This window comes from Phenylobacterium sp., assembly GCF_037138395.1.
Lineage (GTDB): Bacteria > Pseudomonadota > Alphaproteobacteria > Caulobacterales > Caulobacteraceae > Phenylobacterium.
In genome coordinates this window covers 1-23,549 of record NZ_JBAXIM010000023.1, presented here as the reverse complement: position 1 = coordinate 23,549, position 23,549 = coordinate 1, and the positions used below count along the sequence as shown (strand labels likewise).

The 23,549-nt window shown below is 68.8% G+C and carries 23 protein-coding genes; 9 read left to right on the top strand and 14 right to left on the bottom strand.

Going from position 1 to position 23,549, the window contains the following annotated elements; genetic code table 11:
- From WCJ52_RS03120 to WCJ52_RS03110, 3 genes are all read left to right on the top strand, one after another.
- Positions 1 to 869, top strand: an 869-nt coding sequence (locus WCJ52_RS03120) for an NAD-dependent epimerase/dehydratase family protein (RefSeq protein ID WP_336901838.1), incomplete at its 5' end; no start/stop codon positions are given.
- Position 870: 1 nt separating this feature from the next.
- Complete coding sequence (locus WCJ52_RS03115; RefSeq protein ID WP_336901837.1) at positions 871 to 2,118, top strand: phytanoyl-CoA dioxygenase family protein; 1,248 nt, start codon at positions 871 to 873, stop codon at positions 2,116 to 2,118.
- A 10-nt stretch (positions 2,119 to 2,128) separates the two neighbouring features.
- Positions 2,129 to 3,019 carry a phytanoyl-CoA dioxygenase family protein gene (locus tag WCJ52_RS03110; RefSeq protein ID WP_336901836.1) on the top strand — a complete coding sequence of 297 codons (891 nt, stop codon included), beginning with the start codon at positions 2,129 to 2,131 and terminating at the stop codon, positions 3,017 to 3,019.
- A 1-nt stretch (position 3,020) separates the two neighbouring features.
- On the opposite strand, the gene WCJ52_RS03105 is transcribed toward WCJ52_RS03110, so the two are convergent.
- Entirely contained in the window at positions 3,021 to 3,539 is a 519-nt protein-coding gene (locus tag WCJ52_RS03105; RefSeq protein WP_336901835.1) for a hypothetical protein, read from the bottom strand.
- Positions 3,540 to 3,685: 146 nt separating this feature from the next.
- Here WCJ52_RS03105 and WCJ52_RS03100 point away from each other — a divergent pair, with 146 nt between their 5' ends.
- Positions 3,686 to 4,672 carry a Gfo/Idh/MocA family oxidoreductase gene (locus tag WCJ52_RS03100; protein WP_336901834.1) on the top strand — a complete coding sequence of 329 codons (987 nt, stop codon included), beginning with the start codon at positions 3,686 to 3,688 and terminating at the stop codon, positions 4,670 to 4,672.
- Here WCJ52_RS03100 and WCJ52_RS03095 read toward each other — a convergent pair.
- From WCJ52_RS03095 to WCJ52_RS03080, 4 genes are read right to left on the bottom strand one after another with little or no spacing between them, the layout of a single operon-like run.
- A complete protein-coding gene (locus tag WCJ52_RS03095) occupies positions 4,669 to 5,865 on the bottom strand; it encodes an FAD-dependent monooxygenase (protein ID WP_336901833.1) in 1,197 nt (398 codons plus the stop codon). The genes WCJ52_RS03100 and WCJ52_RS03095 overlap by 4 nt on opposite strands.
- Before the next feature lie 19 nt (positions 5,866 to 5,884).
- Entirely contained in the window at positions 5,885 to 6,565 is a 681-nt protein-coding gene (locus WCJ52_RS03090; RefSeq protein ID WP_336901832.1) for a nitroreductase, read from the bottom strand.
- A gap of 29 nt (positions 6,566 to 6,594) precedes the next feature.
- Positions 6,595 to 7,755 carry an alpha/beta hydrolase gene (locus WCJ52_RS03085; RefSeq protein WP_336901831.1) on the bottom strand — a complete coding sequence of 387 codons (1,161 nt, stop codon included), beginning with the start codon at positions 7,753 to 7,755 and terminating at the stop codon, positions 6,595 to 6,597.
- Positions 7,752 to 8,456, bottom strand: coding sequence for a VOC family protein (locus tag WCJ52_RS03080; RefSeq protein ID WP_336901830.1), 705 nt, complete (start codon positions 8,454 to 8,456; stop codon positions 7,752 to 7,754). Before WCJ52_RS03080 ends, WCJ52_RS03085 begins: the two co-directional genes overlap by 4 nt.
- A gap of 190 nt (positions 8,457 to 8,646) precedes the next feature.
- On the opposite strand from WCJ52_RS03080, the gene WCJ52_RS03075 reads away from it, so the two are divergent.
- Entirely contained in the window at positions 8,647 to 8,997 is a 351-nt protein-coding gene (locus tag WCJ52_RS03075; RefSeq protein WP_336901829.1) for a DUF3147 family protein, read from the top strand.
- Positions 8,998 to 9,018: 21 nt separating this feature from the next.
- Here WCJ52_RS03075 and WCJ52_RS03070 read toward each other — a convergent pair whose 3' ends face one another.
- The 4 genes from WCJ52_RS03070 to WCJ52_RS03055 all read right to left on the bottom strand — a co-directional run bounded on the left by WCJ52_RS03070 (position 9,019) and on the right by WCJ52_RS03055 (position 12,122).
- Positions 9,019 to 9,633, bottom strand: coding sequence for a 5'-methylthioadenosine/S-adenosylhomocysteine nucleosidase (locus tag WCJ52_RS03070; RefSeq protein ID WP_336901828.1), 615 nt, complete (start codon positions 9,631 to 9,633; stop codon positions 9,019 to 9,021).
- A gap of 61 nt (positions 9,634 to 9,694) precedes the next feature.
- The gene (locus WCJ52_RS03065) at positions 9,695 to 9,829 is read right to left on the bottom strand and encodes a DUF2256 domain-containing protein (RefSeq protein WP_293514923.1); all 135 of its coding nucleotides are present in this window, start codon (positions 9,827 to 9,829) and stop codon (positions 9,695 to 9,697) included.
- Positions 9,826 to 11,352, bottom strand: a complete 1,527-nt coding sequence (locus WCJ52_RS03060; protein WP_336901827.1) for a cryptochrome/photolyase family protein — start codon at positions 11,350 to 11,352, stop codon at positions 9,826 to 9,828. The genes WCJ52_RS03065 and WCJ52_RS03060 overlap by 4 nt, the downstream gene beginning before the upstream one ends.
- Before the next feature lie 32 nt (positions 11,353 to 11,384).
- A complete protein-coding gene (locus tag WCJ52_RS03055) occupies positions 11,385 to 12,122 on the bottom strand; it encodes an SDR family NAD(P)-dependent oxidoreductase (RefSeq protein ID WP_336901826.1) in 738 nt (245 codons plus the stop codon).
- A gap of 232 nt (positions 12,123 to 12,354) precedes the next feature.
- Here WCJ52_RS03055 and WCJ52_RS03050 point away from each other — a divergent pair, with 232 nt between their 5' ends.
- Positions 12,355 to 13,131 carry a sulfite exporter TauE/SafE family protein gene (locus WCJ52_RS03050; RefSeq protein ID WP_336901825.1) on the top strand — a complete coding sequence of 259 codons (777 nt, stop codon included), beginning with the start codon at positions 12,355 to 12,357 and terminating at the stop codon, positions 13,129 to 13,131.
- Here WCJ52_RS03050 and yghU read toward each other — a convergent pair.
- On the bottom strand, positions 13,128 to 13,979 hold the full coding sequence (gene yghU, locus WCJ52_RS03045) for a glutathione-dependent disulfide-bond oxidoreductase (protein ID WP_336901824.1): 852 nt from the start codon (positions 13,977 to 13,979) through the stop codon (positions 13,128 to 13,130). The genes WCJ52_RS03050 and yghU overlap by 4 nt on opposite strands.
- Before the next feature lie 176 nt (positions 13,980 to 14,155).
- Here yghU and WCJ52_RS03040 point away from each other — a divergent pair, with 176 nt between their 5' ends.
- Positions 14,156 to 15,973: an NAD(P)/FAD-dependent oxidoreductase gene (locus WCJ52_RS03040; RefSeq protein ID WP_336901823.1), complete on the top strand. Its 1,818-nt coding sequence runs from the start codon at positions 14,156 to 14,158 to the stop codon at positions 15,971 to 15,973.
- Between the two features lie 26 nt (positions 15,974 to 15,999).
- Here the strand turns inward: WCJ52_RS03040 and WCJ52_RS03035 are convergent, their stop codons facing one another.
- Both WCJ52_RS03035 and WCJ52_RS03030 read right to left on the bottom strand, forming a co-directional pair.
- Complete coding sequence (locus tag WCJ52_RS03035) at positions 16,000 to 18,144, bottom strand: malate synthase G (protein WP_336901822.1); 2,145 nt, start codon at positions 18,142 to 18,144, stop codon at positions 16,000 to 16,002.
- A 130-nt stretch (positions 18,145 to 18,274) separates the two neighbouring features.
- The gene (locus WCJ52_RS03030; RefSeq protein WP_336901821.1) at positions 18,275 to 19,678 is read right to left on the bottom strand and encodes a short-chain fatty acyl-CoA regulator family protein; all 1,404 of its coding nucleotides are present in this window, start codon (positions 19,676 to 19,678) and stop codon (positions 18,275 to 18,277) included.
- A 168-nt stretch (positions 19,679 to 19,846) separates the two neighbouring features.
- Between WCJ52_RS03030 and WCJ52_RS03025 the strand changes: the two genes are divergently transcribed.
- Positions 19,847 to 21,439 carry an isocitrate lyase gene (locus WCJ52_RS03025; protein ID WP_336901820.1) on the top strand — a complete coding sequence of 531 codons (1,593 nt, stop codon included), beginning with the start codon at positions 19,847 to 19,849 and terminating at the stop codon, positions 21,437 to 21,439.
- 69 nt (positions 21,440 to 21,508) lie between these two features.
- Here WCJ52_RS03025 and WCJ52_RS03020 read toward each other — a convergent pair whose 3' ends face one another.
- Together WCJ52_RS03020 and WCJ52_RS03015 are read right to left on the bottom strand one after the other, a co-directional pair.
- The gene (locus WCJ52_RS03020; protein ID WP_336901819.1) at positions 21,509 to 22,357 is read right to left on the bottom strand and encodes a methyltransferase; all 849 of its coding nucleotides are present in this window, start codon (positions 22,355 to 22,357) and stop codon (positions 21,509 to 21,511) included.
- A gap of 67 nt (positions 22,358 to 22,424) precedes the next feature.
- Positions 22,425 to 23,096 carry a DsbA family protein gene (locus WCJ52_RS03015; protein ID WP_336901818.1) on the bottom strand — a complete coding sequence of 224 codons (672 nt, stop codon included), beginning with the start codon at positions 23,094 to 23,096 and terminating at the stop codon, positions 22,425 to 22,427.
- 118 nt (positions 23,097 to 23,214) lie between these two features.
- Here WCJ52_RS03015 and WCJ52_RS03010 point away from each other — a divergent pair.
- Positions 23,215 to 23,549: enoyl-CoA hydratase/isomerase family protein (locus WCJ52_RS03010; protein ID WP_336901817.1), on the top strand; the 335-nt coding region annotated here is incomplete at its 3' end.

Below are 23,549 nucleotides of genomic sequence, written 5' to 3'. Positions count from 1 at the left end.
AGAAGGTGTTTGATGGCGGGCTGCTCGCCACGCGCATGCTCATGGACAGCGTCGCAGCGGCCGGGAGCATCCGGCGGCTCGTCTACACCAGCTCCTTCGCCGCGGTCGCTCACCCGGCGGACGAGGGCCACCTCTACACTGAGGCCTCGACCGCCGATATGCACGCCGACCGACGCCGGCCTGAAGCGAGTTGGTCCCTGGAGACCGTGTCCCGCAACCGGGAAGTCGCCTACGCCATGACCAAGCTGGAGTCCGAGCGCTTCGTCTACGCCGAGGCGGACCGGCTTGGCCTCGCCGCCTTTGGCATCTGCCCCTGCCACGTCATCGGCCCGCTCCTGTCGGCCTCGCACCAGCGCCCCTGGAGCTGGCAGACCCGGATCGGCGACATGCTGGAGGGTTATGGCCATCCCCGGATGTACTGGAACATCGTCGACGTCCGGGACGTGGCCGAGACCCAGGTCCTGGCGGCGGAGTCCGACCGCAATCGCAACGGCGAACGCTACAACCTCGTGGCACCCGACGAGAGCGGCCTGATGTTCCAGGAGGACCTCCAGGCCCTGCTCCAGCGGCTCTACCCGGGGTGCGGCATCGGCGGGGACTTTCGCGAAGGTCGCCGCTACCGGGCGCCTGTCTCCGTGATGGAGAAGGCGATCACCCAGCTGGGCCTGAAACCGCACAGCGTCGAGGCCAGCGTCCGCGACAACGCCGACAGCCTGCTGGCCTGGGGCCTCGTGCGGACCCGTCCCGGCGAGGACAACTGGCAGCGCGAGGGCCGCGACCTCGGGATCGCCTCGAAGTGGAGCCCCCACCTCTATCCGGCGATCGACCCGGCCATGCGGGCAAGGCTGGTCGCGGAGGGGAAGGCCTGACATGGGCTCCGTCACTCCGACCCTGAAGGACCAGGGGGTCACCACCGCCCCGACGCCCTCGGCCGCTGAGGAGATCGCCCAGCTCCGCGCCGAGATCGAACGCCTGCAGGCTGTCGTCGCCACCGGGACGCCAGAGGGCGAGGCGGGCGCTGACGGCGTCGCCGAAGGCAACTGGCCGCGGCGGATCACCTACGGCCGGCAGGTTCACTCCGGGTCCCAACTCTCGGGCCTGAGCCGGGAGCGCGAGCGTATTCGGTCCAGCACGGATTTTCCCGAGCTCCCCGCGCCCACACGCGACCAGGAACAGCTGGAGGCCGACTTCATCCGCTGGGGCTATTGTCTGGTTGCCGACGCGATGTCGCCGGACCAGGTGCGGGCCCAGGTCGACAGGCTGGTGGACCAGGCGGAGGCCGAGCGCGCCGCTGGCGTGGCCCGGCGGGCCAATCACGGCCACTCGCAGACCATCTTCAACCTCCTGGCCAAGGGGCAGGTCTTCCGGGACCTGTCAGCCTTCGAGCCCTCGGCCGCCCAAGGCGGCCCACTCGTGGAGGATCTGGTATCGCGGATTCTTGGGCCCGCCTACCACCTCGCCACTGCACATGGATCCCTGGTCCACGAGCGTGGCGGCCTGCAGGAGTTGCACCAGGACCAGGGCTTCGTACCCCTGCCGCACCCGCCCTTCCCACTCTACTGCCTGCTGATCTGGCTCTACACCGACTTCGGCCTGGAGGAGGGCGGCACCTACATTGTCCCCGGCTCGCACCGGGACGCCCTGGGTCGGAACCTCATCCGGCCCGACAGCAACTACGCGCACCTGGCAGAGGAACGGATCGTGGCCCTGACGGCACCGGCGGGAACCTGCCTGGTCACCGACAGCCGGGTCCTGCACTCGGGCGGCAAGCGCACCCAGCCGGGGACCCGCCTCGCCAGCCGAATCCTCTACGCCCGCCCGGAGATGCGCCAGCAGGAGACCCAGCTGGCCTGCCTGACTGACGCTGAACTCGCTGCCCTCTCCCCCAAGCTCAAGGGCCTCGTGGGCTTTCGCACCTTCAGCGGCCTCGGCATGGTGGACGGGAACACTACCGATCCCGGCAAGCCAGTCACACCGATCGGAGAACTCTCCCTTTCCCGGCCGGCGTCCCTCTCTGCCGACTTTGACTGGCGCTACAGCGAGCACGCCCGGCAGCTTGCGGCCTCGGATCCCGAGGTCGACTATCGGGGCCCCCGGAACCCCGCCGCCAATGCCTGAGGATACCCACATGACCATGGCCGACTATGGCGCCGCGCCGACCCTCGATCCCCTGATGCGGGACCTCGCGGCCTGGGACCTCTTCAGCCATGTGGCCGAGCTCGAGGCCTATGGGGTGACCGTGGTGCCACCCGAGAAAATGCGCGCCTCGGAGGGGTTCGTCGACCGTCTGCGCGACGCTATTCTCCGCACGTTCGAGACGCGAACCGGCGCACGTATCGGCGACTGGCGGACCGATCCCCTTCCGAGGGTCAACACCCAAGGCAAGGGCTGGGACCTGATCGAGGAGGACGAGGTCTTCATCGAGGCGGCGACCAACCCGGTGGTCCTGGCCCTGGTCCGCTGGCTGTGCGGCGGCTCTGCCGTCTTTGGTGGCCAGACCTGGATCCTGAAGGGCCCTGACGGCACCCCCCTGGGCCTCCACAGCGACTCCCATGGCCTGCCGCCGGGCAGCGGGACCATCGCCCACATGTGCAACGCCTCCTGGCTGGCCACGGACTACGCCGGGGTTGAGGACGGACCGACAGTTTTCGTGCCCGGTAGCCATCACTATGGCCGCGCCACCCTGCCGCACGAAGGGCGCCTGGGCGAGACGCCCTTCCGCACCGTGCCCATCATCGGCAAGGCCGGCTCCCTGGCCATCTGGAACGGCGCCACCTGGCACGGGGCCGTCCCCCGGACCACACCGGGCCTGCGCGTCACCCTCGTGCAGAACTACTTCCGTCCCTACATGCGGACCATGATCAACTACCGGGGCCGGCTGCCGCAGGACCTGCTGGACCGCCATCCGGAACTCGACCGCATCATCGGCCGGCCCCTCTACCCCTACGATGACCCCCAGGGTCCGGAACCGGACCGCATCGCCCCCCTCATGCGGGCCGGGACCGACCCCTTCGCGTGATTTACTTGCTTCTTGCCGTCTCCAAGGCGCCCGCAGCCTCCAGCTCGGCCTGGACGACGCCCAGGGTCTCGTCCGTGATGCGCGGGTCGAACCCCTGTAGCGCCTTAAGTGAAATGTACCGGAACTTCGGATAGTTCGGGTGCTGCAGCATGCCGGGCATGTAGGTCTCCAGGACCGCCCGGGTCTCAGGACGCGCGGCGAGGAGGAAGATCGGCGTCGTCTCGACCGATGGCGGGGCCCGGGTGGCGGCCAGGGCCTTGTCCATCTGCGTCAGCGCGTCGTCCGTGATCCTGGGATCGAACCGCTGTAGCTCCCGGGGCGTCTGCCACTGGAAGTCGAAATACTTGGGATGCGACTGTACGCCGGGGAGGTAGGCGTCCAGCACCTCCCGGGTCATTGGATCCTTGGCGAGCGTCGCGATCGGGGTCTTTCCGCTGGTCGGCAAGGGCGCCGCTGCGGTGGCAAGCGGCATGAGGACCAGGACCAGGCTGGCGAAGCTGGCGACAAGATGACGATGCACGGGCTCTCTCCTCCCTAGGACAGGACTGACAAGACGAGCATACCTGAAACTCGATGGGCGAGGAAACAGGCTTGAATCTGAACCTTCGAAGCGCATTGATCCCATACTTGAAAATGAAAACGGGGATGGTCATGCGGATTGGATGCTTGGGAGCGGCGACCATCACGCCCAGCGCCGTCATTCTTCCGGCCTCGGTCCGGGCCGGCGCCGTACTCCAGGCCGTTGCGGCCCGGGATCCGGCCCGGGCCGAGGCCTATGCGGCCCGCTATGCCTTCAAGCGCGCCGAAGCTGACTACGCCGCCCTGGTGGCGGCCGACGACATTGACCTCGTCTACAACGCCCTGCCCATCCACCTGCATGCGCCCTGGAGCCGTCGGGCTCTGGAGGCGGGAAAGCATGTCCTCTGCGAAAAGCCCTTCGCCATGAATGCGGTCGAGGCCGAAGGGGTCCTCGCCGCGGCCCGGGCGTCCGGCCGTCGGGTGATCGAGGCCTTCCACGCCCGCTACCACCCCGCCATGCTCAGCTTGATGGAGACAGTCGCCTCCGGCGCCATTGGCGCGCTCCGGAGGGTGGAGGGGCGATTCTTCATCACAGTGCCCGAGCGTGATGGCGCAGAGATCCGCCACCTGCCCGAGACCGGTGGCGGCGCATTCATGGACCTCGGATGCTATCCCCTCGGCCTGACCCTGCAACTCCTGGGGGCTGAGCCCACCTCCGTCGAAGCCGAGGCTGTACTCACAGCGCGAGGGGTAGACGAGAGCCTCACCGCCCGGCTTGGCTTCGCCGGCGGTGTCGAGGTGGAGCTGTCGGCCTCCATGGGCAAGGGCCTGGCCTTCGACGCCAGCCTCCGGGTGATCGGCGAGACGGGCGAGATCCGCTACTGGAACCCGGTGGTCCCCCACCTGGGCGGGCGGCTGACGGTGATGTCTGGTGACGCCGTCCGCGACCTGCATGTGCCTCGGATCAGCAGCTACACCTACCAGCTCGAGGCTGTGCTCGGGGCCTTGGAGTCTGGCCAGGCCCTGCCCACTGAAGGCGAGGCCATCCTGCGCCAGCAGCGAACCCTGGACGCCATCTACGCTGCCGCTGGCCTGCGCCATCTGCGGTTTCCGGAGTCGCCTCCGCTTGGCTAGCCGCCTACCGCCGACAGGGCGTCGTAGCGGTAGAGGCCGTCCATGGCCGGCCCCATGCCCAGGCCGGCCTTCATGGCCTGGTCGCGGGCCCAGCTGAAGGGCGGGCGCAGGTGGTAGATCGTCGCATTGCGGCGCGAGCTCGCCTGGATGCCGGCGGTCCTGGGGCGGCGAAGGTCCTCGTAACGGGAGAGCGCCGCGGGGATGTCGCCGCGACGGCAACCTGACAGGCAGGCGGCAAGGACAGCGGCGTCCTCGATGGCCATGCAGGCGCCCTGGGCCATGAAGGGCAGGGTGGGGTGGCAGGCGTCGCCCAGCAGGGTCACCGCGCCGTGGCTCCACCTCGGCAGGGGATCCCGGTCGAACAGGGCCCAGCGGAAGCAGGCCTCCTCCGGAGCGGCCTCGACGATCCGCCGGACAGTGGGATGCCAGCCTGCGAAGTCCCTGCGCAGGTCCGCGGCCTCGCCCCGGCTGGACCAGGACTCCTCGCGCCAGTCGTTGCGCTCGACCACGCCGACGAAGTTCACCAGGGTCCCGCCCCGGACAGAGTAGTGCACGAAGTGGGCGCCGGGCCCCATCCAGAGGGTGGCTACGGGCCGGATGTCGGCCCCCTCCAGCCGCTCAGCGGGGATCAGTCCCCGCCAGGCGACATTGCCGGTGAAGCGAGGGGCGGCGGGTCCGAACAGGGCCTCGCGCACGAGGCTGCGCAGGCCGTCCGCCCCGACCAGGACATCCGCCTCCAGACGCTCGCCCGAGGCCAGGACCAGGGATGGGGTCCCGTCGTCCTCGCAGGCTGCGACGGCTTCGCCGAGGCGCAGATGGATCCGGGGCTCGGCCCGGCTGGCCTGTTCCAGCACCGAGACCAGGTCCGCCCGGTGCATGTGAAAATAGGGAAAGCCGTATCTCTCCCGCGCGGTCTCGCCCAGGGGTGCGCGACGGATCTCCTGACCCTGCTGCCAGCCCCGCGCCTCGACAGCCTCGGGCCGGAAGGCCAGGGCGGAAAGGCCCGCCTCCAGGCCCAGGTGGAACAGCACACGGGTGGCGTTGGGCGAGACCTGCAGCCCCGCCCCCACCTCGCCCAGGGCCTGCGCCTGCTCGACGACCGTCACCAACAGGCCCGCCCGAGCCAGGGCCAGGGCCGCCGTCAGCCCGCCGACGCCCGCGCCGACGACCAGGGCTGTGAGGGGCGCGCTCATCGCGGCCTCGCCTATGGCCTCACTCCCCGTCGAAGCCGATGAAGACCGCCGCCTCGTCCACCGACTTGCGGTTCGAGACCACGGCGTTGGCGGGGAAGCTGTCGTCGGGCCAGCCCATGGCGACGCAGATCATGATGACCTGGTCGTCCGGGATGCGGGCGTGCTCCCGGACCACGGGGGACTGCATGATGCCCTGGCTGTTGATCACGCAGCCCAGGCCTCGGGACCAGGCGGCGTTGACCAGGCAGTTGGTCACGGCACCGCAGTCGAAGGGGCCGATGTCGCCGCCGTGGATCGACCGGTCATAGGTGACGACGATGGAGACCGGGGCGTCGAACTGGCGGAAGCCGCGCAGCACCCAGTCCTGCCGCTTGGCCTTGTTCTCGCGTTCAATGTCCATGGCCGCGAAGAGCTGCTTGGCGACCTCGATCTGCCGCTCCCGATGGACGCCGTCATAGGCGCCGTGGCTGCGGAACTCGCGGGAGTCTGGCACGCCGGCCAGGTTGCGCTCGGTATTGCCGGCACGGATGGTGTCGAGCACGGACCCGGCAACCACGTAGAAGTTCCACGGCTGGGTGTTCAGCGAGGAGGGTGCCCGCATGGCCAGATCCAGCACCTCGCGGATCAGGGCCCTGGGCACCGGCTCCGGCTTGAAGCCGCGGATGCTCCGCCGGCCCTTAACAACCTCGTCGAACTGCATGTCGTCCTCTTCCCTTGGCCCTTGGGCGATCAGATCCTGAAATCATGGTCTTCGAGCCAGGCCTTCACCCGGCCGACGGCCTGGCCGCCGAGCTCGGGCTGGTCCTGGTAGTAGTGGCTGGCGCCCGCAATTTCGTGGAAGCGCCGGTCGTCGTGGGTAACGGCGTCGAACAACCGCCGGGCGTGGCTGGGCGCACAGGCGTCGTCGGCGCTGTTGTTGATCACCAGGACGGGGGCCTTCACCTGGGCCAGGCAGGCCGGGGCGTCGGCGCGGGCGTCGTCCAGGCTCCACTGCGACAGCCAGCTGCGCAGGGTCGAGAACCGCGCCAGGCCGATGGGGCTCATGTTCACGATGCGCGGATCGCCCAGGTAGCAGACGCCGGGTGACCGGTCGTTGGGGTCCACCGCCGGGTCCAGCCAGCGGGGGTCGGCCATGGTGCCGTGCACAACGAAGCCGAACTCCTCATCCGGCCGTCCGGTGTTGCGCAGATGGTCCAGCCGGGCCTTGACCCCGGCGGTGATGCGCCGGTTGCGGGCCTCCTGCGCGGCCCGATAGCGGGCCAGGAAGGCGTCGGAATAGGGCGGCCGGACCACCTCGCCATAGAGGTCCAGCTCCGGATCGCGGCACTCGGGATCGGCCTCGTCCAGGATGGAGGCGTCCAGCCATTCGGTCAGGGTGCCGTGCCGCGAGACATGGGCGGCCATCAGGATGACCCCGTCCGCCGGGATCAGCCGGGCATCCACCAGGGACAGGGGGTCCCCCGCCGGGGTGTGGGTGATGGAGGGCTGCTCGGCCTCGGCCTGGTAAAAGGCCGACAGGGCGCCGCCGCCGCTCCAGCCCAGCAGGATGACCTTCGAATAGCCGAGCTTGTCCCGGGCGTGCCGAACGGCCGCGCCGAGGTCGAGGGCGACCTTCTCCATGATCAGGGCGTTGTCCACCCCGCGATAGCGGCTGTCAGCGGCCAGGATGTGCACCCCGGCCTCGGCGAAGAGGCGCATGACCGGCAGGCCCGCCGTGCCGCCGATGGGATGCATGGTGACCAACACCGTGTCGGAGGCCGTCTCCGGACGGATCAGGGTGGCCCCCGTCGCCACCAGGCCCACCGCCCCGCCGTAGGTGTCCTTGAAGGCGGAGGGATCGCGCGAGACGATGGTGATGGGCGTCCGGATGACGGCGGCGCGTCCGCTCATTCCGCGGGGTCCGCCACGACCTTGCGCACCGGCGGTTCATTGAATGAGGCCAGGGCCACATAATCCGCGTCGGGCATCTTCAGGAGCTTTTCGTAGAGCGCGGCTGGGTATTTCAAGTGCGGCCTGGCGGGGTCGAAGGTTGGCTGGGGAGTCTCCGGCCGCGCGCCCGGGCCGGGGGGTGGATTGCGGAAGGCGGCCAGTTCCTCGGCGGAAATTCCGGCCAGGGCCACCACCTCCGGGTCGATCCACTCGTCGGGATCGGGCGGGTTGACCGAGGTCGAAATCTCGAGGTTCAGGCCCTCAGGCCCGGCGAAATAGATGGACTGGCAGAAGCCATGGTCCACCGGCCCGAAGACCGGCGTCCCGCTCTGGCGGATACGGTTGCGGAAGGCCATCAGGTCCTCCATCGACTCTACGTTGAAGGCCACGTGCTGCATGGTCCCCGGAGCCGAGGGCCCGCCGCCGTGGGCTGCGTGGCTGGAGCCCAGCTCGCTCCTGCCCTTGGCATTGTCGGGCATGGCCACGAAGGCCACCGAGGCGTTGTCGTCCAGCTCCAGGAAGCCGTGCCAGGCGCCCGGCACGCCGTGCATCCAGAACAGGGCCGTCAGCCGCATGCCCAGCACCTCGCTGAAGAAGGCGATCTGCCCCTTCATGTCCGTGGTGCTGAAGGCCAGGTGGTGCAGTCCGCGAAGCCTGGGCATGGGGGTCTCCTCCGGGGCGGCGCTATTTCCGACCCTTGGTGGGAATGTCGCGGAACGCAACGGTCTTGTCGACGCGGTTGTCGCTGGGCAGGCCCCGGACCTGCTCGCCGATGATATAGCGCAGGACCTCGTCCGAGCTACCCTTGACGGCCTATGGCTTTCGCTGGAGCCTGTGTCCGGGAGGAACGGCATGCTCTATCTGCTGCTGAAGGCTGGGATTTCAGGTCTCATCGTTGCCCTGGTCTCGGAAATCTCCCGCCGAAATCCCGGGATCGGCGGGTTGGTCGCCTCCCTGCCCCTCGTCTCGATCCTCGGCATGGTCTGGCTCTGGTCGGATACTCGCGATCCGGTGCGGCTCGCAGACCACGCCGCCGGGACCCTGGTCTTCGTGCTGCCGTCCCTGCCCATGTTCGCCCTGATGCCCTGGCTCCTGCGCAGGGGCGTCAGCTTCTGGCCGGCCCTGGCGGCGGGATGCATCCTGACGGTCGTCCTCTACCTGCTTACCCTCTGGGGTGCCTCGCGCCTGGGCCTGAGGCTTTGACGGCGGGCGCGCCCGCCGCCTTCAGTCCGCCAGCGCCAGGATCCGGTCCACCACCGCCGCAAGCTTCTCATCGATGACGTGGAGATAGGCCTTCCAGTCGTCCATGTGGCGCAGGTCCTCGGCTCCGTCCGACACGCCCCGCAGTCCCGCCAGGGGCACACCATGGGCCATGCAGGCGCGGGCGACGGCGAAGGTCTCCATGTCCACCATGTCGGCGTCGATGGCGTCATAGGCGGCCCCGGAGATCACCGCCCCGCCCGTGGACAGGCGCACGGCCGGCAGGTCCGGCAGCAGAACTTGCAGGGGCAGGTCCCGGGGCAGGTCGAGATAGGGGGTCAGTCCCGCCGGGATCCCCAGGGGCGAGGCGTCGATGTCCCGGTAGCTGACGCTCGCCACCTGATAGACGCCGGTCTGCTCCAGCGTGCGCGAGCCGGCGGATCCCAGGCAGACGGCCAGGTCTGGAATCTCGCCCCGGGTCTCCAGCCGGGCCAGGGCGGCGCCGACGGCCAGCCCCGCCTCGACAGGACCCACCCCGGTCATCAGGGGGGTGAAGCGGGCGCGCAGGGCCGGCCCGTACTCCGGCGGCGCGGCCATGACGAAGAGGATGCGGCGGTCTCCCGCCTGGACGAGTTTCATGGCCCCACCCTGCACCGGATCGCGGCCGGCGTCAGCGGGGGCGTGCGCCAATGGCAAGGCCTCAGGCCCGGCGACACCGCTCGGAGCAGTACTTCACCTCGTCCCAGACCTTCTCCCACTTCTTCCGCCAGGCGAAGGGGCGGCCGCAGACCGGGCAGGTCTTGGTCGGCAGGTCTGCCTTGCGCCGGGCCTTCACAGGCCGAGTTCCGCAAGGCAGGCGGCGGCGTCGGCGCGCAGTTCCTGGCGGCGGTCTTCGCCCATCCGCTCCAGGGTCCGCACCGATTGGGCCATGCGTGGGTTACGGGCGAACCGGGCCGCGTGCCGGTCGATGAAGTCCCAATAGAGCCGGTTGAAGGGGCAGGCGCCCGGGCCGCTCCGCACCTTCACGTTGTAGGCGCAGCCGCTGCAATAGTCGGACATCCGGTGGATATAGGACCCGCTGGCGGCATAGGGTTTTGAGCCCAGCAGTCCGCCGTCGGCGTACTGGCTCATGCCCAGGGTATTGGGCGCCTCCACCCACTCGAAGGCATCGGCATAGGCGCCCAGGTACCACTCGTGGACCGCGTGGGGGTCGATCCCGGCCAGCAGGGCGAAGTTGCCAGTCACCATCAACCTCTGGATGTGGTGGGCGTAGGCCAGGTCCAGGGTCTGGCCGATGGCGGCCTTCATGCAGGCCATGTCGGTCTTCCCGGTCCAGTAGAAGTCCGGCAAGGGTCGCCGGGCCTCCAGGGCGTTCCGCAGGACGTAGGTGGGCCCCTCCCGCCAGTAGACGCCCCGCATGTATTCCCGCCAGCCGATCACCTGTCGGATGAAGCCCTCGGCGGCGTTGAGGGGAACCTTCCCCGCCCGCCAGGCCGCCTCCACCGCTCGGCAGACTTCCAGGGGGCCCAGCAGGCCGATGTTGAGGTAGGGCGAGAGCACCGCATGGTGCAGGTAGGGCGAGGCCACAAGCATGCCGTCCTGGTCGTCGCCAAAGGCGGGTAGGGCCGCGTCGATGAAGTGCGCCAGGCTGGCCAGGGCCTGCTCCCGGGTGACCGCGAAGCGAAAGTCGTCCAGGCTTCCGAAGCCGTCGGGAAAGCGCCTCGCCACCATGGCCAGGACGTCCCCAGTCACGACGTCGGGGTCATGCCGAAGAGGCTCCGGCAGGAAGAGGTCGCCAGCCGGCGGGGCCCGGTTCTCGGCGTCGAAGTTCCAGCGCCCGCCGGTGGGCGCCTCGCCCTCCATGAGGAGGCCGGTGCGCCGGCGCATCTCGCGGTAGAAGAACTCCATGCGCAGGGCCTTGCGGCCCTCCGCCCAGGCCTCGAAGTCCGCGTGGGAGGCCAGGAACCGGTCGTCTTCCAGTACGGTCACCGGGACCCCCAGGGTGTCGGCCCAGCCGTCGGCCTCCAGACGCAGGCGCCACTCCCCCGGCTCCGTCAGGTAAACCGCCGAGGCACCGTGGCGGCGCACCGCCCGCTCCAGCTCTCCGCCCAGGGTTCCGGTGTTGCCGTCCGCCTCCAGCGCCAGGTAGTCGACCTGCCAGCCGGCCACCCTCAGGCGGGCCGCGAAGTGGCGCATGGCCGCCAGGACCAGGACGATCTTCTTCCGGTGGTGCCGGACATAGGTCGCCTCGCCCATGACCTCGGCCATCAACACCACGGTGCGCGCAGGATCGCGCCCCCGCAGGGAGGAAAGGGCATCGCTCAGTTGATCCCCGAGGATCAGGACGAGATCGGTCATGGCGCGTCTATGCCACGGTCCGGGCGCGCGCTCTACCAGGGCACGGTCCGCCCCTCGGCGTCGAAGAAGCCGCCGGTGGCGGAAGCGGGCAGGGCGTTGATGACGGCCAGGAGCTTGCCCGCCGCCGCCGCCGGACTCTGGGCCTTCTCATCGTCGCCGACGAAGGGCGCGGAGAGCGGGGTGGCCACAGTCCCCGGGTGAAGGGCCAGACAGAGGGCCTCGGGATTGCGCCGGGCCAGTTCGATCGAAGCGGTACGGACCAACTGGTTCAGGGCCGCCTTGGAGGCCCGGTAGGCGTACCAGCCCCCCAGCCGGTTATCGCCAATGCTGCCGACCCTGGCCGAGAGGGCGGCGAAGACGCACCGGCCCTTGCGGGGCAGGCGGGGCAGGAGGTACTTCATCACCAGGGCTGGCCCGGTGGCATTGATGGCGAAGGCTAAGGCCATGGCCGCCGGGTCGATCCGCGAAAGGCTCTTCTCAGGGGCCATTCCGGGGCCCTGCAGGACGCCGGCGGCATGGATCACCAACCTGAGGTCGCCGGCCGACGCGGTATAGTCGAGTGCAGAGGCCACTGAGGCCTCGTCCCTGAGGTCCAGGGGCGGGTCGCTGCTCCGCCCCAGGCCGATCACCCGGTCGAAGCGGCCCGACGCCTCCAGGGCCTGGACCAGGGCCGAGCCGATCCCGCCCCCGGCGCCGATGACGAGGGCGATCCCGCCCGCCGCGCCTGGCTCGGAGCTGGAGGCCTCGGAAGTCTGTTCAGGGCTGGACATGCCTGGGCCTCCGTGGGGTTTCGCCTGCGGGACAGGGTCGCCCCACAGACTGCCCGCATACGCCTTCCTGGATAAGGCGGCGATCTTCTCGTGGCTCCATCGCCGGCGGGCTCGGTCGCCTGTGCCATGCGCGCTCCGAAAGCTTGTCAGATTTCCTGATCCAGATCGGAACTTTAATCCATCGTTCAGGGCCGAATTGTGGGGCATGAGGCGAGGCTCAGGAGCCCGGCCCATGCAAGAATTTCTGCTATTCGCCCTTGTCGGTCTTCTGGCCCAGGCGGTGGATGGTGCCCTCGGCATGGCCTACGGGATCATTTCGTCCACAGTGCTGCTCAGCTTCGGCGTGCCGCCCGCCATGGCTTCCGCCAGCGTCCATGCGGCCGAGGTCTTCACCACCGCCGCCTCGGCAGGCTCCCACGCCTGGCACCGCAATGTGAACTGGAAGCTCTTCAGGCCTCTCGCCATCGGCGGCTGTGTGGGCGGTGCCCTCGGCGCCTTCGTCCTGACCTCGATCGATGGGGCGATCCTTAAGCCCTGGATCACCGGCTACCTCGCCCTGATGGGTTGCGTGATCCTCTGGCGCGCCCTCCGCAGTCCGGTGCTGCGGCACTTCCCCGTGAAGTTCAGCGGCCCCCTCGGCTTTTTCGGCGGCCTGTTCGATGCCATCGGCGGTGGCGGCTGGGGGCCGACGGTCACCACGGCCATGGTCGGCGTCGGTGGCGATCCCCGCACCAGCATTGGCACCGCCAACACGGCCGAGTTCTTCGTTACCGCCACCATATCGGCGACCTTCCTCGCAACCCTCCTCACCGGACACTGGGCCGATGCAGGGGACCTGACCGGCCACGCCATGGCGGTGGCGGGCCTGGTCGCCGGAGGCCTGGTCTCCGCCCCCCTGGCCGGCCTGATGGTGAAGCTGGCACCCCAGCGGATCCTCACCGGGGCGGTCGGCGTCCTGGTCGCCTGCCTCGCTGCCTACCAGGCCGCCCGCCTCGCCGGCTGGATCTAGAGCACCAGCTTGTCGAAATCGCTGGCGTCGTGGCGCTCGAGGAGCTGGCTCTCGGGCTTGCCGAAGGGCCGGTTCACGGCCCGTCCGCGCTTGGCCGCCGGCCGGGCGGCGATGGCGTCGGCCCAGCGGTTGACGTGGACGTACTCGTGGACCTGCAGGAACTCGCCCCCGCCGTACATCTCGCCCTTGGCCATGCCGCCATACCAGGGCCAGATGGCCATGTCGGCGATGGTGAAGTCTGGCCCGGCTATGAACTCGCTTTCGGCCAGGCGGCGGTCCAGCACGTCCATCTGGCGCTTCACCTCCATGGCGAAGCGGTCGATGGCGTATTCGATCTTCATCGGCGCATAGGCATAGAAGTGGCCAAAGCCACCGCCCAGGTAGGGCGCGCTGCCCATCTGCCAGAACAGCCAGGACATGCATTCGGCCCGGGCACCCGGCTCGGTAGGCAGGAAGGCACCGAACTTCTCAGCCAGGTGCACCAGGATGGCACCGGACTCAAAGACCCGGATCGGATTCGGTCCGCTGCGGTCCAGGAGGGCAGGGATCTTCGAGTTCGGGTTGATGTCGACGAAGCCGCTCGTGAACTGGTCGCCCTCGTTGATGCGGATCAGCCAGGCGTCGTACTCGGCCCCGGAATGGCCGAGGGCCAGCAGCTCCTCCAGCATCACCGTCACCTTCACCCCGTTGGGCGTGCCAAGGGAGTAGAGCTGCATCGGGTGGCGACCCACCGGCAGGTCCTTCTCCTGGGTAGGCCCGGCGATGGGCCGGTTGATGTTGGCGAACCGGCCGCCGTTGTCGCGGTTCCAGGTCCAGATCTTCGGCGGGACGTATTCAGCGTCGGACATGCAGGGCTCCCTGTGGGGGCCATCGCGCGTCGCGACGGCCGATGGTGCGCAGGATAGCGGCGCCGACGCCCTCTCCAAAAGGGGAATTGACTGCGCTTTGCGGTTGCCTCCCGGCGCAGGGGCGTCAAAGTTGGCAATAACAGGCCCCTTCAGGACCGGTCAGGAGTACGACCCCGATGACACCCGCCGATGACGCCACCCCCGTTCGCTCCTTCGACAAGGAAGCCCTGAAGGCGAAATACCGCGCTGAGCGCGACAAGCGCCTGCGCGCCGATGGCAACGGGCAGTACGTGCGGGTCGCAGGGGTCTTCGCCGGATATCTCGACGATCCCTACACGCCCTTCCAGCCCCGCGAGCCCAAGACCGACCACGTGGAGTTCGCCTTCATCGGCGGCGGCTTTGCAGGCCTCGTCGCCGGCGCCCGCCTCGTCGAGGCCGGCATCACCGATGTTCGGATCATCGAGAAAGGCGGCGACTTCGGTGGCACCTGGTACTGGAACCGCTATCCCGGCGCCCAGTGCGACACCGCCTCGATGATCTACATGCCGCTCCTGGAGGAGACCGGCCACATCCCGCGGGAAAAGTACGCTCACGCCCCCGAGATCCTCGAGCAGTGCCAGCGCATCGGCCGCAAGTACAACCTCTACGACAACGCCCTCTTCCACACCGAGGTGAAGGACCTGACCTGGGACGAGGAGAACGACGTCTGGGTCATCACCACCAACCGCGACGACCGCTTCACCGCCCGATTCCTGGGCTCAGGCACCGGGCCCCTGCATGTCCCCAAGCTGCCAGGCATCCCGGGCATTGAGAGCTTCAAGGGCCATTCCTTCCACACCAGCCGCTGGGACTATGAGTATACCGGCGGCGATCCCCTCGGCGCGCCCCTCTCAAAGATGGGCGACAAGCGGGTGGCCATCATCGGTACGGGTGCCACGGCGGTGCAGTGCGTTCCGCACCTGGCCCGGGCCTGCAAGGAGCTCCTGGTCTTCCAGCGCACCCCCTCCTCGGTGGACGTCCGGGCCAACGCCCCTATCGATCCGGAATGGTTCGCCTCTATCGCTACCCCCGGCTGGCAGCAGCGCTGGCTGGAGAATTTTACCGACAACCAGGCTGGCGGCGGCGCGGAGGAGGACCTGGTCATGGATGGCTGGACAGACCTGTCCCGGCGCATCCGCGAGAAGATGAAGACCATCCCGCCTGAGCAGATGAGCCCCCAGGCCATGCTTGCCGCCTTCGAGGACTCCGACTTCGAAAAGATGGAGGAGATTCGCGCCCGGGTGGATTCCATCGTCTCCGACAGCAAGGCCGCCCAGGACCTCAAGGCCTGGTACAACCAGCTCTGCAAGCGGCCGTGCTTCCATGACACCTACCTGCAGGCCTTCAATGAACCCGCCGCCCGCCTGATCGATACCGACGGCAAGGGTGTGGAGCGCATCACCGAGACCGGCGTGGTCGTGGCAGGGGTCGAGTATCCCGTCGACTGCATCATCTATGCCTCGGGTTTCGAGGTGGGCACTGACTATACCCGGCGTACCGGTTTTGACCTGACCGGCGTGGATGGGCTGAAGCTCTCGGAGGCCTGGGCCGATGGCATGCGCTCGCTGCATGGCCTGCACGTCCGGGGCTTCCCCAACGCCTTCTTCGTCCAGCCGACGCAGGGCGCCAACCTGATCTCCAACGTGCCGCACAACCTGACCGACTCCGGGCGCACCATCGCCACGGTGGTGGCTGAGGTGAAGCGGCTGGGCAAGGTACGGGTCGAGGTGAGCCAGGAGGCCCAGGACGCCTGGGTCGCCCTCCTGCTCACGGGCCCGGGGCGGATCATGATGGGCTCGTCAGAGTGCACCCCCGGTTACTACAACAACGAGGGCCAGGCGATGGGGCCGGGGGCGAAATACTATGTCGGCTACCCATACGGGGCCAGCGCCTTCTTCCGCTACATCGACGGCTGGCGGAAGTCCGGGGCGTTCGAGGGTCTGGAGTTCGCCTGACGCCGCCCGGCGGTAGGTCAGGGGAGCTAGCCCGCCAGCTGGGCCTTCCGCTCACGGCGGCGGCGGGTCAGGACGTGCTCGGTGTAACCATTGGGCTGGGCCCGGCCCTCGAAGACCAGTTCCAGGGCCGCCTGAAAGGCCAGGCTCTCGGGATGGCCGCCCATGGGCGAATAGGCCGCGTCGCTGGCGTTCTGGCCGTCCACCACTGTGGCCATGCGGGCAAAGGTCTCGCGGACCTGGGCCTCGGTGCAGACCCCATGGTGCAGCCAGTTGGCGATGTGCTGGCTGGAAATCCGCAGGGTCGCGCGGTCCTCCATGAGGCCTACGTCGTGGATGTCCGGCACCTTCGAGCAGCCGACCCCCTGGTCGATCCATCGCACCACATAGCCGAGGATGCCCTGGGCGTTGTTGTCCAGCTCCTGCTGGACCTCCTCCGGACGCCAGTTCGAGCGGGCCAGGGGCGGGGTCAGGAGGGCGTCGAGGCCCGTGCGCGGGCCGCCGGCCAGGCTGGCCTGGAGGGCCGCGACGTCCACCTCGTGATAGTGCAGGGCGTGCAGGGTGGCGGCGGTGGGCGAGGGGACCCAGGCGGTGTTGGCACCGGCCTTCGGGTGCCCGACCTTGGCGGCCAGCATGTCCTTCATCATGTCCGGGGCGGCCCACATGCCCTTGCCGATCTGCGCCCGGCCGGGGAAGCCGGCGGCGAGGCCGATCTCGACATTGCGCTTCTCGTAGGCGGCCAGCCAGCCCTCGGCCTTCATGGCGTCCTTGCGGACCATGGGGCCCGCTTCCATAGCCGTGTGAATCTCGTCCCCCGTCCGGTCGAGGAAGCCGGTGTTGATGAAGACGATCCGGTCCTTTGCCACGGCGATACAGGCGGCGAGGTTGGCGCTGGTCCGGCGCTCCTCGTCCATGATGCCCATCTTCACCGTGTTGCGGGGTAGGCTGAGGGCGTCCTCAACCTGGCCGAACAGGCTCACTGCCAGGGCGACCTCGTCCGGCCCGTGCATCTTGGGCTTCACGATATAGACCGATCCTGCCGGGCTGTTGAGGCGGGCGCGGTTCAGGTCGTGGAGGGCGGCGGCCACGGTGACCAGGGCGTCGACGGCAGACTCGTAGACCGGGGCTCCGTCCAGGGTGACCATGTCCGTCAGCATGTGGTGGCCAACATTGCGCACCAGCATCAGGGAGCGGCCGCGCAGCACCACCTCGCCGCCGCGGCGCGCCGAATAGCGCCGGTCGTCGTCGAGCCGGCGGGTCTCGGTGCGTCCGCCCTTCTCGAAGGCGGCGGTCAGGTCGCCTCGCATCAGGCCGAGCCAGTTGCGGTAGACGCCCGTCTTGTCCTCCGCGTCCACGGCGGCCACCGAGTCCTCACAGTCCTGGATGGCGGTCAGTGCCGATTCCATCAGGACGTCCGCCACCCCGGCGGCATCGTCCTTGCCAATATTGTGGGTCCGGTCGACCTGAATCTCCAGGTGCAGGCCGTTGTGCTTCAGGAGCACGGCAGAGGGCGCCTCGGGCGCGCCGCGCCAGCCCGCCAGCTGGGACGGATCGACCAGGGCCGCCTTCGCCCCGGAAGCCAGGGTCACGGAGAGGGCGTCGCCCACAATGGCATAGCCTTCGGCATCCGCGTGGGAGGCCCCGGCCAGGGGCGCGGCGCGGTCCAGCACGCCCCGGGCATAGGCAATCACCTTGGCGCCCCGGACCGGGTCATAGCCCTTGACCCCCGTCGGCGGCTCCAGGGCGTCGGTTCCGTACAAGGCGTCATACAGGCTGCCCCACCGGGCGTTGGCGGCGTTCAGGGCGTACCTGCCGTTCGAAACCGGGACCACCAGCTGGGGGCCGGCGATGCTGGCGATCTCGGGGTCGACGTTCCCGGTACCGAGGGTAAAGGGGGCGGGTTCCGGCAGGAGATAGCCGATCCGGGTCAGGAACTCGGTCTGGGCGTCGAGGTCGAAGGGCTGGCCATGGCGGTCCTTCCACCAGGCGTCAATCTGCGCCTGCAGGGCGTCGCGGCGCTCCAGCAGGGCGCGATTGCGGGGCTGGAAGTCCTTCAGGATACCCTCCAGCGCTGTCCAGAATACAGCCGGGGCGACGGCGGTACCGGGCAGGAGTTCCTGTTCGACGAAGGCGTGCAGGAGATCCGCAACAGCGAGGGAAGGGCTGACCTTCATGATATGCCGACCTTTCAGATCGGGCCGCCGACGGGCGCCCGGGCGTGGCTGCAGAGCCTGCCGCAGCGGCGCTGCCATACTCTGCGCAGCGCGGGGCTTCAATGGGGCGCGGCCCCCTCAGGCACCGCAATCAGGCATCCGAAAACCCGAAGGGCGCCAGGGTCCTGCGGTAGTCGTCCGGCAGGATCTGGCGGCCGATCGGCGGGGCTGAACGGGCGGCGCAGTCTGCCCGGTGGCAAAGCCGGCAGGTCACCCCGATGGGCGTGGCCTGGTCCGGGCCTCCGTCCCGGTGGTCCTGGGCGTAGACCAGCCGATGGGCGTGTTCCTCCGCGCAGCCCAGGGCGATGGCCCGCTCGATCCGCGGCGCGGCGAAGCCGCCGCCTCCGGCGGTGACGGTCCGCGCAATGGAGAAGAACTTCTGGCCGTCGGGGAGTTCCAGCCATTGGGTGACAATCTGACGCGGGGTCCGGAAGGCCTGGTGGACGCTCCAGAGGGGGCAGCCCCCGCCATGCCGGGCAAAGGGAAAGCCTGCGCCATCCAGCCGCTTGGAAACATTCCCGGCCTCGTCGACCCGGATAAAGAAAAAGGGGACCCGCTCCTGGCCGGGCTTCTGCAGGGTGGTCAGCCGGTGGGCGGTCTGCTCGAAGCTGGCCCCGAACTGGCGGCCCAGGGCCTCCACGTCGTAGCGCCGGGTCTCGGCGGCCCGGGCGAAGGCGGTATAGGGCATCAACAGGGCCGCGGCGGCATAGCTGGCCAGGGCCCGACGGGTCAGGCGCAGGCCGCCTTCGGTCTCGAAGGCACCTGCCGCCAGCACCTCGCCGATCTCGGCCTCGAGCTCGAGATAGGCCGTCTGCAGGGCCAGCTGGAAGGCTTGGCTGGCGCTGTCGAGGGTATCGTCCAGCAGGACCTCCCGCCGGTGGCGATCTAGCCGCCGGGTGGCACCGGTCATGACGTCCGGCGGCAGGCGGCGCACCCTCAGACCATGCTGCGCCTTCAGGTGGCCAGCCAGGCCCTCATTGCTCGCCACGGCCTGGGCCAGCCGTTCGGCGGCGTCATCCAGTCCGGGGAAGCTGTTGCGGCGGGCGGCCAGGAATCGACGGGATTCGGCGACGGGATCTGCAGAATCGGCGGCGTCCCTTTGGTCGGCACTTCGGTCGGCGAGCGCCAGCTGCTCGTCGCGGTAGGCGGTGTAGAGCCGAAGGAAGGCCTCGGTGACCCCCGGGAAGTTGGCGGCGGCGTCGGCCACCTCAAGGGCCTTCAGCTCGATTCCGGCGAACATGGGATCGCGCAGGGTCGACTGGAGCCGGGCGGAGTCGTTCCCGCCCTCCGCCCCAAATGCGGCGACGTCCAGCCTGTAGGTCTGCGCCAGGCGTACCAGCATTTCAGCGCTGAGGGGCCGGTGGTTGCGCTCCAGGAGGGCGATATAGGAGGCAGAGACCTGGAGGTCCTCGGCCATATCCGCCTGGGTCAGGCCTAGGTCCCGCCTCAGCCTGCGCAGGCTTGGCCCTACATACAGCCGCCGCTCGGTCGCCATGGACAGGTCTCCATCAGAGTCGGCTCCTTACAACATTACAAGTCTGACCTGTAAAGCCTGACAGATCGACTGCATGGGGACTCGATTCCCTGTCATCTCTGCGTCACACGGCAGACCGTCGAAGGTCCCGTCTGGCGGGTGCCCGGCAAGCAAGGGATTTTCAAGTTTATGTCGTACCAGGACGATATCCAGCAGGTCGAGACACTCATCCTCAGCAAGCAGGGGACGTGGTCGGGCATCAGCGCCGAATCCGTGATCCGCATGCGCGTGCAGAACCGGTTCCGTTCCGGCCTCGACATCGCCCGCTACACCGCCGCCATCATGCGCAGGGACATGGCCGCCTACGACGCCGACCCGGCCAACTACACCCAGTCCCTGGGCTGCTGGCATGGCTTCATCGGCCAGCAGAAGATGATCGCCATCAAGAAGCACTTCGGGACCACGGACCGGAAGTACCTCTACCTCTCAGGCTGGATGGTTGCTGCCCTGCGCTCGGACTTCGGGCCTCTGCCAGACCAGTCCATGCATGAGAAGACCTCCGTGCCTGCCCTGATCGAGGAGCTCTACACCTTCCTCAAGCAGGCCGACGCCCGCGAACTCGGCATGATGTTCCGCGACCTCGACGCCGCCCGCGCGGCCGGCGACAAGGGCAAGGAAGACTCGATCCTCAAGGCAGTCGACACCTACCAGACCCATGTCGTGCCGATCATCGCCGACATCGACGCGGGCTTCGGCAACGCCGAGGCCACCTACCTCCTGGCCAAGAAGATGATCGAGGCGGGCGCCTGCGCCTTGCAGATCGAGAACCAGGTCTCCGACGAGAAGCAGTGCGGTCACCAGGACGGCAAGGTCACCGTCCCGCACGAGGACTTCCTCGCCAAGGTCCGCGCCTGCCGCTACGCCTTCATGGAACTGGGTGTGGAGGACGGCATCGTCGTCACCCGCACCGACAGCCTCGGCGCCGGCCTGACCAAGCAGATCGCCGTCAGCCACACCCCTGGCGACCTCGGTGACCAGTACAATTCCTTCCTCGACTGCGAGGAAGTCACCCCGGCCCAGTGCAACCCCGGCGACGTGCTGATCACCCGCGACGGCAAGCTGATGCGGCCCAAGCGTCTGCCGTCCAACCTCTTCCAGTTCCGGGAAGGGTCAGGCGCCGACCGCTGCGTGCTGGACTCCATCACCTCGCTGCAGAACGGGGCCGACCTGCTCTGGATCGAGACCGAGAAGCCACACGTCGAGCAGATCGCCAGCATGATGGACCGCATCCGCGAGGTCATTCCCAACGCCAAGCTGGTCTACAATAACTCTCCGTCCTTCAACTGGACCTTGAACTTCCGCCAGCAGATCTTCGACGCTTGGAAGATCGCCGGGAAGGACGTCTCGGCCTATGACCGCGAAAAGCTGATGAGTGTCGACTACGACGGCACGGCCCTGGCCCAAGAGGCCGACGAAAAGATCCGCACCTTCCAGGCCGACGGCGCGCGGCGGGCGGGGATCTTCCACCACCTCATCACCCTGCCGACCTATCACACTGCGGCCCTGTCCACGGACAACCTGGCCAAGGAGTACTTCGGCGAGGCTGGCATGCTGGGCTACGTGCTCAACGTCCAGCGGCAGGAAATCCGCCAGGGCATCGCCTGCGTGCGGCACCAGAACATGTCCGGCTCGGACATCGGCGACGACCACAAGGAATACTTCGCCGGCGAGGCCGCCCTGAAGGCCTCGGGTGGGGCCAATACCATGCACCAGTTCGCCTGACGACGAGCCAGCCTAACAGAACGGATCAGGGCCCCGGAGACGCTCCGGGGCCCTTTTTCATTGTGAAAATCAGCGCACCTTGACGAAGCGCAGGGTCATGCGGTCGCTCTCGCCGATGGCGTCATAGCGGGCCCGGTCGAAGTCGGGTGCCGGTTGGGCGCCAGGGCCAGCGCTGCGCCTGCTGGGCGGCAGGGTCCAGACGCCGAAGGGATGGTCCTTGGTGTCCTTGGGGTTGGCGTTGATCTCTGAGCGGCCGGCAAGGCGGAAACCAGCGGCTTCGGCGGCGGCGATCACCGTGGCCTCGGCCACATAACCGTCGCGCGCATCCGGGACCTGGGGGCGTGGGTCCGAACGGTGCTCCTCGATGGCCAGGACCCCGCCTGGCTTCAGCACGGCATTGAAATCGGTCATGACCTTGGCAAGCATACCCGGGTTCCAGAGCCAGTTATGGATGTTCCGGGCGGTCAGGACCATGTCCGCCGAACCCGGCTTACCCAGCGGGCCGGAGGTCGCGCCAAAGCCGACGTACTCGACCTTGCCGTAGCGTGCCGAATTGGTGAAACGGGCTTCGAAGTCGGCCCGGCCCTTGCGGGCGCCCTCCGAGATCTTGGGGTTGGCGAGGTCGGTGACGCCGGCCACGTAGCGCCCCTTTGTCGCCGCCGCGTAGGGGGCCAGGATTTCCGTCCAGTAGCCCCCGCCGGGCGAGACCTCGATCACCGTCTGGCCGGGCTTCACGCCCCAGAAGGTCAGGGATTCAACGGGATGGCGGGCGCCGTCCCGGGCGCGGTCCTCGGCGGGGCGGGCCTGCGAGGCCACGGCCCGGGCAAGGGCAGTATCGGCGGCCTGGGCCCCCTGCGAGGCGGTCAGGAGAAGGGCGGCGGCGGCCAGGCCAAGGGCCTTGCGTCGGGAGGCGGTCATGCGGGAGCTCCGTGGAAGAAGATCAGAGTGGAAGACTCTTGGGCGCCCGGGCTCGATGCGCAAGGGCTCAGCACCAGCTGGCGGCCCCGGCCTGGGGTTCGCGCAGCAGTTCGGCGATGTTGGCCTCGATGACCCGGAAGCCGACATTGCCGTAGAGCATCTGGCGACCCTCATTCAGCACCAGGCTCGGGCTGCCCTTGACGCCGAGGGCCTGGGCCTCCTGGTAGTCGGACATGAGGGCGGCGTGGGCCTCGCCCCGGGCGAGGCGGGCGTGGATATCGGCGAGGTCGGCACCGGCCTCGGAGAGCACCGCATCCAGTACCGAGGCCGCGGAAACATCCCGCCCCTGCCCGAAGAATGCCTGCCGGACCCCGAGGATGGCCCGGTCACTTAGGCCCGCGGCACCGCCATCCGCCTCCTGGGCCTGGACGGCCTTCAGGGCCAGGTGGGCGGGTAGGGAGGAGGTCGGGCGCACGCCGCGCCAGAGATCCGGGCTGGCGGCCAGTTCGGGAAAGCCCTCCAGCACGTGGGCGAGGTGGCCGGCGAAGCCGTCGTAGCCGCCCTTGGTCCCCCAGTTCGCCTGGATCTTCTGGGCCGTGGCGCCAAAGACGTTGCAGAAACGTTGGGTCACCGTCACCGCCCCGCCCTGGGTCCGGCGTAACTCGGCCAGGCGCAGTTCGCCGATCCAGGCCCAGACGCAGAGCACGTCGGTGAAGCAGGTCAGGGCGACGGTCTTCATGGGGGGCTCCCTTCGGCGGTCATCGGCCCACCCTAGGCTCCCGCGCGGCTTCCTGCACGTCCTTGCCCAGCCGGGCGCCCGCCGCCATGATGGGCGTCAAAGCCCCAGGGAGGCCCGGATGAGTAGTGAAGCCGAGAGCGTGACCTACCGGGTCGAAGACCACGTCGCGGTCATCACCCTCAACCGTCCTGAACAGCGCAATGCCCTCAACTTCGAGGCCTACGACCGGCTGGAGCGCGCCTTCCGCCAGGCCGTCCGCGACCCTGATGCCCACTGCGTGATCGTGACCGGGACCGACCCCGCCTTCTGTTCCGGCGACGACGTGCGCGAGATCATGGCCGGGCCCAAGCCTGCCATCCCCCCGCCAACCACCGTGCGTCATGCCCCGACCCCGGCGGCCATGGCGGCCCTGGAGTGCGACAAGCCGGTCATCGCCGCCGTCAACGGCGCGGC